Raw genomic sequence first — 13,151 nt, forward strand, 5'->3', positions numbered from 1 at the left:
ATGCAATCCACACGATCCATGCTGCGCGGCACCAGAGTCGCCGGAACTGCCTCCGCCGCTACCGCCGCGCTCTGTCTGCTGGCCGGTGGCGGCACCGCCTACGCCTACTGGGCCACTACCGGCACGGGTTCCGGTGCCGCAGCCGCAGCCCCGATGCAGACCGTCACCGTCGACGCGTTTGTTGCCGGCGACTCGAACCGGACCAGCCTGGTTCCGGGCGGCAGCGCTGACGTCATCCTCCGCACCAGCAACCCCAACGCGTTCGCGGTTCAGTTGTACTCGGTGGCCTCCAGCGGGGCAATCACGGCCGATGCCGCCCATTCCGGATGCACCACCACCGGGGTGTCCTTCACGGCCCCGGACGCACCGCTCGCACCTGCCGTGACCATCCCGGCTAACTCATCCCTGCTGGTCACCCTGCCGGGCGCGGCCGGCATGTCCGCCCAGTCACAGTCCGCCTGCCAGGGCGCGACCTTCAAAATTCCCGTCACCGTGGAGGCCCGACGATGAGCCGTCGCAACACCCGCCAGGCACACCCGAGCATCCGGAGCCGCGTTGCCGTCATCATTGCCGGCGTTGCCCTGCTCTCGTGGGCCGGCCCGGGGGCCAACGCCTTCTGGGCGTCGGTCGCGAACGGGGGGTCCGCGGCGGCCGCTGCTGATGCCGTGGCCGCCGGCGCCACGCCTTCGGCCAGCGTGTCTGCTGGAAATGTCACGCTGGCATGGAAGGCCGCCGCCACCCTTGCCGGCCGCCCTGTCAGCGGCTACACGCTGGCCCGCTATGCTTCCGCATCCGGCGGCACCAGAATCGCCGCGGCGGGAACCTGCACGGGCACGGTTACCGCGGGGCTGGGCTGCACTGACCAAGGCGTCCCGACCGGCACCTGGTACTACACGGTCACCCCGGTACTCGGGCAGTGGCAAGGACCCGAGAGCGTCCGGAGCGCAGGCGCCGCCGTTGACACCACCCCGCCAGCCGCCCCTACCGTCTCGGCCCCGGCCTATGTCAACTCCGCCACCGTCGCCACCGTACCCGTCAGCGGCACCACCGAACCCGGGGCATCCATTGCCCTGACGGTCAAGGACGCCGGCACCCCCGTGCATACCGTCACCGCTGCGGTGACCGCGGACGCGTCCGGAGCCTGGAACACCGCTGTGAACCTCTCGTCTCTGGCTGACGGGACGCTCACGTACAGCGCCTTCGCGACCGACACCGCGGGCAACCAGGGCAATCCCACACCGCCGGGCACAGTAACCTCCGTCAAGGATGTCACTGCCCCGACGGTGTCCGGGGTGGTGCTGGCCGACGGCGGCGGCAAGGGCGGCAAGATCGAACCCGGCGACAAGGCCACCATCACCTTCCTCGAAGCCCTGGACTCCTCGACAATCTGCAGCAGCTGGGCCCCTGGTTCCGCAGGGACCCTCAGCGGGGACAACCAGGTCACTGTCACCATCAGCGCGGGCAACGTCCTCAGCGTCAGCGTGGACAGCTCGGCCTGCCCGACGTCGAGAATTGGCAGCGTCGCCCTCGCTGGAAACTACTCCCCGTCGGGAACACTCACTTACAAGGGTGCCGGAGGGTCCGCCTCGACGGTCAGCTGGAGCCCCGCCACCCGGATGCTCACCATCACACTGGGGGCCCTGGCCACGGGAAGCGCGAACAATGGAACGGTTAAGGCCGCTGTGCCGACGTACACGCCCACAAGTGGCATGCGGGACGTAGCAGGCAACGCCCTGGCCGTCGCCCCGGTGGCAGGCTCGAGTTCGTCCTTCTGACACATCGCAGGAGTGCCCGGGACCCTCAGGGTCCCGGGCACTCCTGCGTTAAGCCAGGATTCAGTCTTCGATCCCCCGCGGCCGCCACACCACCAACGCCTGCGACCTCGCTTGGGGGCGCTTGCCGCGGGCCAGGCTGACGACGTCGCCCGCGGCTCCCGCGGCGAAGATGCGGGAGTCCAGGGCACGGGGGCGGCGTTCAAGTTCTTCGCTCAGCTCGGCAATACGCCGTTGCAGGGCTGCCACCTGGTTCTCCAGCTGCAGGATCCGTTTGATGCCTTCGAGCGAGACGCCCTCCTGGGAAAGCCGCTGGACCTCGCGGAGCATGTTCACATCGCGCTGCGAATAGCGCCTCGATTTGCCCGGGGCGCGGCTGGGCGAGACGATCCCCAACCGGTCGTACTGGCGCAGCGTCTGCGGGTGCATGTCCGCCAGCTCGGCGGCAACGGAGATGACGAAGATCGGCTGATCGAAGTCGATGGCCATGGCTGGACTCCGTTCCTAGAGCCGGGCCTTGGCTGCCAGGCCCGCGCGGACGTCCTCGTCGGCAGTGGCCGCGGCGAAGGCCTTCACGGCTTCCTCCGCTTCCTTGCTCAGCCGCCGCGGGACAGCGACGTCGATTGTCACCAGCAGATCGCCGGTGCCGCTGGCGTGCTTGACGCCGCGGCCCTTGACGCGCAGCGTGCGGCCGGACGGCGTCCCTGCGGGGACCCTGACTTTGACCTTGTCGCCGTCGATCGTCGGAACCTCGACATCGGCGCCCAGGGCCGCCTCCGGGAAGGAGACGGGGACGTGGATGCGGAGGTTTTCGCCATCGCGGACGTAGAAATCATGGGGCTTCACGGAGACGGTGACCATGAGGTCGCCGTAGCCGGCGGGACCGTGCTGGCCTTTGCCGCGAACGCGGACCTTCTGCCCGTCCTTGATGCCGGCCGGAATGCGGACGTCGATGACCTCGCCGTCGGGTTCACGCAAGCCGATCGTGGTACCGCGGATGGACCCGGCAAATGAGATCGAAGTGGACGCGGTGCGGTCCGCGCCCTTCTGAGGAGCGCGCTGGAACGACTGGCCGCCGCCACCGAACCCACCGCCGCCAAAGAGATCGGCAAACTCGGGCGGAATGCCGCCGGCGGTGCTGTAGCTGCCGGAATGGCGTCCCCCGCCGCCGGTGAAGAGTCCGCCGAAGAGGTCTTCGAAGCCTGCGCCGCCGGCAGCCCCGCCGCCTCCGCCGGGGGCAAAGCGCGCGCCGCCGCCCATCGCCCGGATGGCGTCATACTGCTGGCGCTCATCGGCGTCGGACAACACGGAATAGGCCTCGGAGATGTCCTTGAACTTCTTCTCCGACGCCGCATTGCCCGCGTTGGTATCCGGGTGGTGCTGCCGGGCAAGCTTCCGGTAAGCCTTCTTGATATCGGCGTCGGAAGCGTCCTTGGCGACACCAAGGATCTTGTAGAAGTCCTTGTCCACCCAATCCTGGCTAGCCAATGGCGTTTCCTTTCAAAAGTACAAAGCGTTAAGGCGAGATTACCGCTGAACGCCGAAGCGGATGAGGGGGCCCGGGAGTGGCATCTAAGGATCTGGCCGAGGGCCCCGACACGAGCTTGCGAGTGTTGGGAAGGCCAATATCCGCTGCCTGCGCGTGGCTGCTATGGTCCGCAGGACCTTAGCCGCCACGCGCAGGGGCGGGGCCCCCTCATCCGCGAAGGCGTGGGCGCAACCCTACGCCGGAACCGCCACGATTACCTGTGCCGCGCGGAGGACGCGGTCGCCGGACTTGTAGCCCGAGCGCAGGACCTGGCTGACGGTATCGAAGTCGATATCCGTGCCGGGCTGCTGGATGAGGGCCTCATGGATCGTGGGGTCGAACTCCACGCCGGTCTCATCGATGCGGACCAGTCCGTACGTCTTCAGCGCAGTCTCCAGCTTGGTGGCAATCGCGGCGAAAGGTCCGTCCGCGAGGTCACCGTGCTGGCGGGCGGCGTCGACGTCGTCCAGTACCGGCAGCAGGGCGTTCAGGACGCCGATGACGGCCATCTCGCCCGCGACGGCACGGTCGCGTTCGACCCGCTTGCGGTAGTTGACGTACTCGGCCTGCAGGCGGCGAAGGTCATCCCTGAGCTCCTCCGCCTCGGCGGCGCCGGCTGCGCCCTGGGCCACCGAGTCGGCGGCGGGCACCTCAACGCTGTTGAGGATGTCCTCCGCCTGGGACAGTGCGTCCCCGGAGTCCGCATGGTGTTCCTGGTCAGGGTGGCGGGCCTGGCCGGTCTTCGGATCAACCTTGCGGTTGTCGTGGATCACCGGCTTCTGCGGCTCGTTCTCCCGCTGCTCAGCGTCACGCCGGTTCTCGGAAGAACCGTGCTCTTCTTCGTTACCGTGGTGCGGCATGATTACTTCTTCTCGTCTTCGTCAACGATTTCGGCGTCGACGATGTCCTCGTCGGAGCCCGCTGCCTGCTCGCCTGCGGGGGCACCATGGGCGCCGGCGGCGCCGTCAGGGGATCCTGCGTGGGCGTAGATGGCCTCGCCGAGCTTGCTCTGGGAAGCCTGCAGCTTCTCAAACGCGGTCTTCACGGCGGCGTCGTCGGTGCCTTCGAGGGCTGCCTTGAGGGCGTCGACGTCGGCCTTGACCTCGGTCTTGACCTCTTCCGGCAGCTTGTCGGCGTTGTCCGCGATCAGCTTGTCCACGGAGTAGGCGAGCTGTTCGGCCGTGTTGCGGGTGTCGGTTGCCTCGCGGCGAGCCTTGTCCTCGGCTGCGTGCTCCTCGGCGTCACGGACCATGCGGTCGATGTCTTCCTTGGACAGCGCGGTGCCGCCGGTGATGGTCATGGACTGTTCCTTGCCGGTGCCCTTGTCCTTCGCCGAAACGTGCACGATGCCGTTGGCGTCGATGTCGAAGGTGACCTCGACCTGCGGGACGCCGCGGGGGGCCGGAGCGATGCCGGTCAGTTCGAACGTGCCCAGCGGCTTGTTGTCGCGGGTGAACTCACGCTCGCCCTGGAAGACCTGGATGGCCACGGACGGCTGGTTGTCATCCGCGGTGGTGAAGGTTTCGCTCCGCTTGGTGGGGATGGCCGTGTTGCGCTCGATCAGGTGCGTCATGATGCCGCCCTTGGTTTCGATGCCCAGGGACAACGGGGTGACGTCGATCAGGAGCACGTCCTTGCGCTCACCCTTGAGGACACCGGCCTGCAGGGCGGCGCCGACGGCGACGACCTCATCCGGGTTGACGCCCTTGTTGGGTTCCTTGCCGCCGGCCAGTTCCTTGACGAGGTCGTACACGGCCGGCATGCGGGTGGAACCGCCGACGAGCACGATGTGGTCGATCTCGGAAAGCTTGATACCGGCTTCCTTGATGACATCCTGGAACGGCTTCTTGGTGCGGTCCAGCAGGTCCTTGGTGAGGTCCTGGAACTTGGCGCGGGTCAGCTGCTCGTCCAGGTGGACCGGGCCGTCGGGGGTGACGGACAGGTACTGGAGGGAGACGTTGGTGCTGGAGGAGGAGGACAGTTCCTTCTTGGCCTGCTCGGCTGCCTCACGGAGGCGCTGCAGGGCGATCTTGTCCTTGGTGAGGTCGATGCCCTTGACCTTGAGCTGGTTCAGCAGGTAGTCCACGACGCGCTGGTCCCAGTCGTCGCCGCCGAGGTGGTTGTCACCGGCGGTGGCGCGGACCTGGATGGTGGAGAAGTTGTCTTCGTCCTTGCCGACCTCCAGGAGGGAGACGTCGAAGGTTCCGCCGCCGAGGTCGAAGACCAGGATGAGTTCGTCTTCCTTGCCCTTGTCCAGGCCGTAGGCCAAGGCGGCCGCGGTGGGCTCGTTGACGATGCGCAGGACGTTCAGGCCGGCGATTTCACCGGCTTCCTTGGTGGCCTGGCGCTGGGCGTCGTTGAAGTAGGCCGGGACGGTGACGACAGCGTCGGTGACCTTTTCCCCGAGGTAGGACTCGGCGTCGTTCTTCAGCTTCATGAGGATACGGGCGGAGATTTCCTGCGCCGTGTACTTCTTGTCATCAATGGCGACGGTCCAGTCGGTGCCCATGTGGCGCTTGACGGACGCGATGGTGCGGTCAATATTGTTGACGGCCTGGCGCTTGGCGATCTCGCCGACCAGGACCTCGCCGGACTTGGAGAACGCGACGACCGACGGCGTGGTGCGGCCACCCTCGGCGTTAGCAATGACGGTGGGCTCGCCACCTTCGAGAACGGAGACGACGGAGTTAGTGGTTCCGAGGTCAATACCTACTGCACGTGACATGGGTTGCTTCCTTACTTTCCTTGGAATCTTTGAGGAATCCTCGGACCACAGTGCTTCCAACCACAGCGTGGTTCTAAGTACAAAGGGTCCGACCGTTATTGAGCGATCTACACTCAACTTTACCCAAACCCGGATTTAAGTCAATCCAAAGTTGAGCGCAATCGACTCAACTTTGCTCGAGCCGCAGTCGGCAGCCTCTCTTTGCCGCCCGAATTCCCCGGATTTCAGGCCCACCGGCGCGCCCCGGGCCGTGTTTCGCCCTCCGCGAACCTTCAGCGCCCAGACCCCCGCGGCGGACGGCCCCGCGGGGGACGGCCCCGCGGGGCGGACCGCTGCCTGCGCTACTTATCGATCGACGTCCCCGGACGATTCGCCCGCTGCCTGCCGGCCGGCACGCTCGGCGCCGGCCGTTCCGGCGGTTCCGTAGTCACCCTCGGGGTACTCAGCTTCCTCGGCGACGGACTCCTCGCCGGAGACCTCGGGCGCCGAGACTCCGGCGCCGCCATAGTCGCCCGCGGCGTAGTCGCCCTCCACCTCGCCGACCGCGGCCGCACCGGCCAGGCCGGCGTCGCCGTAGTCCCCCGCCGGATACTCCCCCTCTACAGCCGTGGGCGGGACTTCGCCGGCCGTGCCCGCGGTGCCGTAGTCGCCCTCGACATACTGCCCCTCGGCCTGTACTTCTTCGGACATGGTCTCGTCCGGCGCGTTCTTTTCCGGCAGGTTCTCTTCAGGCGTGTTCTCTTCAGACATGGATGGATCCTTCCTGAAAGCTTCGGGTGCGCCCGTGCGGGCGCAGGGGCAGTCTACCGAGCGCCACCGCAGGGCAACAGGGGAACCCGCTTCACCGGGCGGCGGCCGCCGGCAGCCCGGCGACGTCGGCGAGCACCGCGAGGTGATGGTCGAACAGCTCCTCCCGGGCGGTGAACGTTTCCTCGCCGTACTGGCCGAAGGCTTCGAAGCTGACGGCGCCGAAGAGCGAGGTCCAGGCGAGGGCACCGCGGGCCAAGAGGTCATCCGGGACGGCCAGGCCGAACTCGGCGCGGATTTTCGCCAGATCACCGCCAAGTCCGGCGGCGATGGCAGGGCTCCACCGGCCCTCAACCGAGAGCTGACCGGCCCGGAAGGCACCGTCGAGAATTGCCATGAGGGCGAAAATCACCCGCGTTCCGGGGCCGGTGGTCCGCTCGGCGGGCGCGCGGTATCCGGGCACCGGGCTGCCGAAGAGAAGGGCGTAGCGGGACGGTTCGCGCAGTGCCCAGCCCCGGACCGCGCGGCCCAGCGCCGCAAAGCGGCCGCCGAAGTCACCTTCCGGCACGGCCCCGACGGCGGCATCCACTTCATCGCCGAGTTCGTTGTAGGCGTCAATCAGCAGGAGGGTCAGCAGCTCTTCCCGGTTCTCCACGTAGCGGTAGACCGCCGAGGAGACGACGCCCAGATCCCGGGCGACGGCGCGGAGGGACAGGGCCGCGGCCCCATGCAGCGCCAGGTGCTCCCGGCCCAGGCGGAGGATGTCGGCCACAGTCCGGGCGCGGGCCCGTTCCCGCGGGGTCCGGGGCCTGGAAGCCGCGGCGGCGGCCCCGGCGTTCTCCTTGGCGGCTTTAACGGCGGCATTGGCACTGTCCTCGGGCATGCATCCAGCATGTCACGGACAAGAGCACTGTCAACAAATGTGAGCACTGCTCTTGACTTACGTTCGCCTGGCGGCGCATTCTGAACTGAGAGAGCACTGCTCTCATAATTCTAAGGAGATCAGAATGACCCAATCCGGCGCCTCGGGGCGTACCCCATCCCGTCTCTTCGTCGTCACCGGCGCCGGCCCCGTGGGCTGGACGGTGACGGAACAACTGGCAGCCGCGGGTCACCGCGTGCGCGTCCTGACGAGGTCCGGAAGCGGGCCCGCCCACCCGCTGGTCGAGAGAATGTCCATTGATGTTTCGGACCCGGCCCGGCTCGGCGAGGCCTTCCGTGGCGCCGCGGCCGTCTTCCATTGCATCCACGGCTCGCGGTATAGCGCCGAAGCCTGGGCCCGGGAACTGCCGCAGGCAGAGCAAAGCGTGCTCACCGCGGCAGCCGAGGCAGGCGCCGTCGTCGTCTTCCCGGAAAGCCTGTACTCCTACAGCGCGCCGGAACGGCCCATGACCGAGGAGGGCCCCCGCGAGGCCCAGGGCGGCAAACGGGGTGTCCGGACGGCGCTCCTGAAGGCTCGGGCCGAGTCCGCAACGGACACCGTGAGCGTGGTGGCAGGCGATTTCTTCGGGCCTCGGGTCCGCACCGCGCACTCCGGCGAGCGCATGGTGAAGCCCGTACTGGCAGGCAAATCCCTGATGGTGATCGGACGGACGGATCAGCCGCATTCCTTTACCTACGTTCCTGACCTCGCGGCCGCCATGATTGCGGCGGCCGACAAGCCGCAGGTGTGGAACCGGGTGTGGCATACGCCCACCGGACCGGCGCTGACCCAGCGCGAGATCGCCGGGGCATTCGCCAACGCGGCCGGCGCCCGGTCCCCGCGCGTCACGGCCTTGCCCGGCTGGGCGCTAAAGGCGATGGGAGTGTTTTCGCCCGATATGCGGGAACTGGTGGAGACGCTGTACCAGTTCGAGCGCCCGTTCGTGATGGATTCCGCCGCGAGCCAGGCCGCTCTGGGGCTGGCGCCCACGCCGCTGCACGAAGCAGCCGCCGCCACCATCGCCTGGTGGGGGGACCAGGGACAGTGACGGCGGCTGCGGTTTTGGGGTCCGGCTAGCGGACTCCGGCTTCTTCGTTATCCGCAGTCCGGGGGAACGGAACGTCGGCGCGGGCCGCGGCGTCGTTCTCCGGCCGGCCGAGCTTGCCCGGCCACCAGATCCGCGGGCCGATGTCGTAGGCCAGCGCGGGCACCAGCAGCGAGCGGACCAGCACCGTGTCCAGCAAGACGCCGAACGCGACGATGAAGGCCAGCTGCACCAGGAACATGATCGGGATGACCCCCAGAGCCGCGAAGGTGGCCGCGAGGATCACGCCCGCCGAGGTGATGACCCCGCCCGTCACGGCGAGGCCGCGCAGGATACCGGCCCGGGTGCCGTGCTTGATCGACTCCTCCCGAACCCGGCTCATGAGGAAGATGTTGTAGTCGACGCCCAGCGCCACGAGGAAGACGAAGCCGAAGAGGGGCACTGTTGCGTCCGCTCCCGGGAATCCGAAGATGTTGTTGAAGACGAAGGCCGAAACGCCCATCGCCGCGCCGTAGGACAGGACCACGGAGGCGACCAGCAGAACCGGCGCCAGCACCGAACGCAGCAGCAGCATGAGGATGACCAGGATGACGCCCAGGACCACCGGGATGATGGTGACGAGGTCGCGCTGTGCGGTGGTATTGGTATCCAGTGCGGTGGCCGTCACGCCGCCGACCAGCACGCCGCTGTCAATCGTCTTCAGTTCCTGGCGGAGCGACACCACAACGTTTTCGGCGTCATTTGAGTCCGCAGCGTAGTTCAGCGTCGCGTTGATCAGAACCCTGCCATCCCTGACTGCCGGGGCGGCCGGTGCGCCCGGGGCTCCGGTGATGACCGGGGCGCCGCCCTCGGCCAGCAGGTAGGCGTCGCCGACGCCGTCGCTGGCTTTGGCCTTCGCCAGAACTTCCTGCGCCTTTGCCTCGTCGACCACGATTACCGCCGGGCTGCCGGATCCGGCGTCGAAGTGCCGGCCCAGGGCTTCCTGCCCGTCGACGGCGTTGGAGGCGGTGAGGATGACATCGGTCTGGGCGACGCCGTTGGCTTTGAGCTGCAGAAGGCCGGTCCCCGCCACGAGAAGCAGAAGGACCGAGGCCACCCAGACCGTGCGCGGCCGACGCGAAACGAGCGAACCTGTGGCCCGCCAGAGTCCCTTCTGGCCCTCCAGTCCCGTGACCAGTTCCGGCTCCCGTTCGGTTTCCGGAAGCAGCTTCGGCCGGAACGGCCAGAACGCGGCGCGGCCAAAAAGCGCCATCAGGGCGGGCAGCAGGGTCAAGGCCGCGAAGAGCGCGCAGAGGATGCCCGCGGCGGCTACCGGCCCGAGCGCCTTGTTGGAGTTGAGGTCGGAGAACAGCAGGCAAAGCAGCGCAATGATCACCGTGGCGCCGGAGGCCAGGATCGGCTCCCAGGCTGCCTTCCACGCCGTGATTGCGGCAGCCGTGCGGTTGGTGGTGTGCGTCAGGGCTTCGCGGAACCGTGCCACGTACAGCAAGGCGTAATCAGTGGCCGCACCGATCACCAGGATGGACAGGATGCCCTGGCTTTGGCCGTTCAGCTGGATCCAGCCAGCTTTCGCCATGCTGAACACGAGCAGGATCGCGGCGCACAACGCGAAGACTGAGGTGAGCAGCACCATGATCGGCAGCAGCAGGGAGCGGTAGACGATCAGCAGGATCAGGAACACGGCGCCGAGGGCCACGAGGAGCAAGATGCCGTCAATTCCGGCAAAGGCACTCGCCAGGTCCGCCGCAAGACCAGCCGGCCCGGTGACGAACGTCTGCATTCCCGCCGGCGCGGATGCTTGAACCTCATTGCGCAGTTCCTTGACCACCGCCTTCACTTCTGCCGAGGAAGCGATGGGCACCACGAACTGAACCGCCTTGGCATCCGCGGAGGGGATGGGGCCGATCACCGTGCTGCCGACCTGCATCGCCTCCAGCCTGCCCTTGAGTGCGGCGGCTTCGCCGAGCTCGGCCGGGGTGAAGGCGGAATCGCTCTCGACCACGATCACGGCGGGGATTTCCTTGGAGTCCCGGAACTTGGCCTGCCAGTCCTGGGCCTCGGTGGCCTCGGCCCCGGCGGGCAGGAAGGAAGCCTGGTCGTTGGATGAAACCTCACTCAGACGGCCAAACGTCGGGCCGCCTATGCCGGCGATCGCCAGCCAGGCCACTACCAGCACTGCGGGAATCAGCCAACGCAGCCAGAACGGTACGCGCGTCGTCGGGGGCGAAGTCGTTTTCATGTGTCCTTCTAGGGTGCGATTCGGAGGGGACGAGGAATCAACTCCATAGTAGACTATCTCTATCATGGAGATAACCCCGAAGCGCGTATGCCGGAGGAGAATGGAAGCACAGCCGGCGCCGGCCCGCTCGCGGTAGATACTGCGGTAAACGCTGCAGCAAACACTGCAGTAAACTCCCGAAGGCGCCGTCGACGCCGACGACCGGCCGCAGTCAGACCGCCGCAGCCGCATTCAGGGACGCCACATCTAGGGACAAAGGAGGTCCGCAGTGTCAGCCGAATCCCGGGGCCCATCCGAAGACACAGCGCCCCCCGACGCGGCCGGCCCGCCTCCGCTCGTCCGGCTCCTGCAGGACTTCAACCTCGAAGCCAACCGCTATGTGGACTCCGCCGGCGGCCGCAACGACATGCACCGCACGGACCTGAACGCCCTGGCCGTCATCATGCAGCACACGGCACGTGACCAGATCGTCACTCCGGGCGTGCTCAGGAAAGAGCTGAACCTCAGCTCTCCCGCCACCACCGCACTTATCGACCGACTCCACAGTTCCGGCCATGTGGTCCGCGAGCGGGAGGGCCCGGACCGCCGGCAGGTGCAGCTGCGCATGACGCCCAAGGCGTACCGGGACGGCGGCGCCATGTTCCTTCCGCTGGCCCGCCACATGGGCGCGGCGATCGAAAACTTCACGCCGGAAGAACTGGAGATCGTCACCCGGTTCATGAACTCGATGATCGACGCCACCGTCCGGGCCGGCGAAGAAGCGGCGCGCGGCGCGGCGCCGGAGCAGCGCCCCGAATGACTTACAGCCGCTGCTGATCCGCAGCCTGCGCCGTCTGAGACTCCAGTGCCAGAAGCTCATCCGACGCGAGAGCGATTTCGAGTGAGCAGAGCCTTCTTGAAGTGGGCTTCGGCAGCATCCACCTGAGCTGCGGGCGCCCTGGGCGGGAAGACTGGGAAGATGCTGAATTGGAAGTGATGTCGATGAATGAAGTCGATGCGATCCAATTCGCGGAAGGCGGAGTTACCACCCTCCGGTTCATTGCTTAGGCGCTCCGTCGTGCGAGAAAGCACTCGGGTCTCGACGGAAATCCAAGAAAAGGTACAGGTTAAAAACCTACCGTTGCGTCGTGGCACAGCAACGCAGCCAACGGCATGCCACGACGTCATTTATCCCCAAATTAGCGATGCCCGCCCCCAGCAAAGCGAGGTCCCCGCACACACCTAGCCAACAAACCGCGCCTCAAGGGCCTTGAGAAATTCCGTTTCGACTCGACGAGGCCGGTCAGCTAGCACAATTCTGAATGACACTTCGGGGGCATTCATTATCTTGAGCAAACACTCTTCACGTACTTTGTCGACTTCACTAGAGCAAACACACAATTCGGGGGGATAAATTGATATCAAATAGGGTCGGCGCCGTACCTCGCATTTTCAGTCCGGCACGCACAGCACTCATAGCACTCTTTGCGGTGCTTCTATCACTTCTAACCGCTGCGCCCTCCCTGGCTGCGACGGCAGAGACTGAGCCCAACAACACCATGGCGACGGCCACAGTGGTGCCCCTGGGGTCCATGGTTTCGGGTTCAACACTCAGCGGACTCTCCTACGACACCGATTACTATGCGATCGACCTGCCCAAGGCCGGCCGGGTCGGCCTAAACTTCAAGTTCCCTGCCGGGCTAGGAACCGGATCGGCCTACACGCTCAGCATCTACAACGCCAGCGGCACCAACCTCTACAGCTTCGACCTCGACGCCGCCGCCGGTAACGGAACCTGGCTCGCCGGCCAGGGCACGTTCCTACCTGCCGGCCGCGCCTATATCAGGATCGACGGCTACGACAGTTGGGCAGGCTGGGGCAAGACCTACACCCTCAACACGACACTGACCGCGGGGACCGTCGAACTTGAGCCCAACGGCTCCACCGCAGCCGCGACGGTGGTTCCCCTGGGTGCCACGGTTTCCGGTTCAACACTCAGCGGACTCTCCTACGACACCGATTACTATGCGATCGACCTGCCCAAGGCCGGCCGGGTCGGCCTAAACTTCAAGTTCCCTGCCGGGCTAGGAACCGGATCGGCCTACACGCTCAGCATCTACAACGCCAGCGGCACCAACCTCTACAGCTTCGACCTCGACGCCGCCGCCGGTAACGGAACCTGGCTCGCCGGCCA

The 13,151-nt window shown here is 66.7% G+C and carries 12 protein-coding genes; 5 read left to right on the forward strand and 7 right to left on the reverse strand.

Features of this window, described 5'->3' with window-relative positions:
• Positions 1 to 510 (forward strand): hypothetical protein, encoded by a 510-nt coding sequence (locus tag C9424_RS13185; protein WP_237563444.1) that lies wholly within the window; start codon positions 1 to 3, stop codon positions 508 to 510.
• Positions 507 to 1,775: an Ig-like domain-containing protein gene (locus C9424_RS22075; RefSeq protein ID WP_116767264.1), complete on the forward strand. Its 1,269-nt coding sequence runs from the start codon at positions 507 to 509 to the stop codon at positions 1,773 to 1,775. The genes C9424_RS13185 and C9424_RS22075 overlap by 4 nt, the downstream gene beginning before the upstream one ends.
• Positions 1,776 to 1,835: 60 nt before the next feature.
• Here C9424_RS22075 and C9424_RS13195 read toward each other — a convergent pair whose 3' ends face one another.
• The 6 genes from C9424_RS13195 to C9424_RS13220 all read right to left on the reverse strand — a co-directional run bounded on the left by C9424_RS13195 (position 1,836) and on the right by C9424_RS13220 (position 7,655).
• Positions 1,836 to 2,261 (reverse strand): heat shock protein transcriptional repressor HspR, encoded by a 426-nt coding sequence (locus tag C9424_RS13195; protein WP_116767265.1) that lies wholly within the window; start codon positions 2,259 to 2,261, stop codon positions 1,836 to 1,838.
• A gap of 15 nt (positions 2,262 to 2,276) precedes the next feature.
• Positions 2,277 to 3,260: a DnaJ C-terminal domain-containing protein gene (locus C9424_RS13200; RefSeq protein ID WP_202615863.1), complete on the reverse strand. Its 984-nt coding sequence runs from the start codon at positions 3,258 to 3,260 to the stop codon at positions 2,277 to 2,279.
• A 234-nt stretch (positions 3,261 to 3,494) separates the two neighbouring features.
• On the reverse strand, positions 3,495 to 4,160 hold the full coding sequence (locus C9424_RS13205; protein WP_202615864.1) for a nucleotide exchange factor GrpE: 666 nt from the start codon (positions 4,158 to 4,160) through the stop codon (positions 3,495 to 3,497).
• 2 nt (positions 4,161 to 4,162) lie between these two features.
• Entirely contained in the window at positions 4,163 to 6,025 is a 1,863-nt protein-coding gene (gene dnaK / locus C9424_RS13210) for a molecular chaperone DnaK (RefSeq protein WP_091252708.1), read from the reverse strand.
• A gap of 345 nt (positions 6,026 to 6,370) precedes the next feature.
• On the reverse strand, positions 6,371 to 6,775 hold the full coding sequence (locus tag C9424_RS13215) for a hypothetical protein (RefSeq protein WP_116767267.1): 405 nt from the start codon (positions 6,773 to 6,775) through the stop codon (positions 6,371 to 6,373).
• Between the two features lie 91 nt (positions 6,776 to 6,866).
• Positions 6,867 to 7,655, reverse strand: coding sequence for a TetR/AcrR family transcriptional regulator (locus C9424_RS13220; protein ID WP_116767268.1), 789 nt, complete (start codon positions 7,653 to 7,655; stop codon positions 6,867 to 6,869).
• Positions 7,656 to 7,779: 124 nt separating this feature from the next.
• Between C9424_RS13220 and C9424_RS13225 the strand changes: the two genes are divergently transcribed.
• Positions 7,780 to 8,742 carry an NAD-dependent epimerase/dehydratase family protein gene (locus C9424_RS13225; RefSeq protein WP_116767269.1) on the forward strand — a complete coding sequence of 321 codons (963 nt, stop codon included), beginning with the start codon at positions 7,780 to 7,782 and terminating at the stop codon, positions 8,740 to 8,742.
• A 25-nt stretch (positions 8,743 to 8,767) separates the two neighbouring features.
• Here the strand turns inward: C9424_RS13225 and C9424_RS13230 are convergent, their stop codons facing one another.
• Positions 8,768 to 10,978, reverse strand: a complete 2,211-nt coding sequence (locus tag C9424_RS13230) for an MMPL family transporter (protein ID WP_116767270.1) — start codon at positions 10,976 to 10,978, stop codon at positions 8,768 to 8,770.
• A 268-nt stretch (positions 10,979 to 11,246) separates the two neighbouring features.
• On the opposite strand from C9424_RS13230, the gene C9424_RS13235 reads away from it, so the two are divergent.
• Both C9424_RS13235 and C9424_RS13240 read left to right on the forward strand, forming a co-directional pair.
• Positions 11,247 to 11,777, forward strand: a complete 531-nt coding sequence (locus C9424_RS13235; RefSeq protein WP_116767271.1) for a MarR family winged helix-turn-helix transcriptional regulator — start codon at positions 11,247 to 11,249, stop codon at positions 11,775 to 11,777.
• Between the two features lie 670 nt (positions 11,778 to 12,447).
• A partial coding sequence (locus C9424_RS13240; protein ID WP_202615865.1) for a hypothetical protein occupies positions 12,448 to 13,151 on the forward strand: 704 nt, incomplete at its 3' end.

The organism is Arthrobacter sp. H-02-3 (assembly GCF_003097355.1).
GTDB classification, from domain to species: Bacteria; Actinomycetota; Actinomycetes; order Actinomycetales; family Micrococcaceae; genus Arthrobacter; species Arthrobacter humicola.

Bases quoted from the DNA above. Each gene is read 5' to 3' on its own strand.
- C9424_RS13185 (WP_237563444.1), top strand. From the start codon at position 1: ATGCAATCCACACGATCCATGCTGCGCGGCACCAGAGTCGCCGGAACT.
- C9424_RS22075 (WP_116767264.1), top strand. From the start codon at position 507: ATGAGCCGTCGCAACACCCGCCAGGCACACCCGAGCATCCGGAGCCGC.
- C9424_RS13195 (WP_116767265.1), bottom strand. From the start codon at position 2,261: ATGGCCATCGACTTCGATCAGCCGATCTTCGTCATCTCCGTTGCCGCC.
- C9424_RS13205 (WP_202615864.1), bottom strand. From the start codon at position 4,160: ATGCCGCACCACGGTAACGAAGAAGAGCACGGTTCTTCCGAGAACCGG.
- dnaK (WP_091252708.1), bottom strand. From the start codon at position 6,025: ATGTCACGTGCAGTAGGTATTGACCTCGGAACCACTAACTCCGTCGTC.
- C9424_RS13215 (WP_116767267.1), bottom strand. From the start codon at position 6,775: ATGTCTGAAGAGAACACGCCTGAAGAGAACCTGCCGGAAAAGAACGCG.
- C9424_RS13220 (WP_116767268.1), bottom strand. From the start codon at position 7,655: ATGCCCGAGGACAGTGCCAATGCCGCCGTTAAAGCCGCCAAGGAGAAC.
- C9424_RS13225 (WP_116767269.1), top strand. From the start codon at position 7,780: ATGACCCAATCCGGCGCCTCGGGGCGTACCCCATCCCGTCTCTTCGTC.
- C9424_RS13230 (WP_116767270.1), bottom strand. From the start codon at position 10,978: ATGAAAACGACTTCGCCCCCGACGACGCGCGTACCGTTCTGGCTGCGT.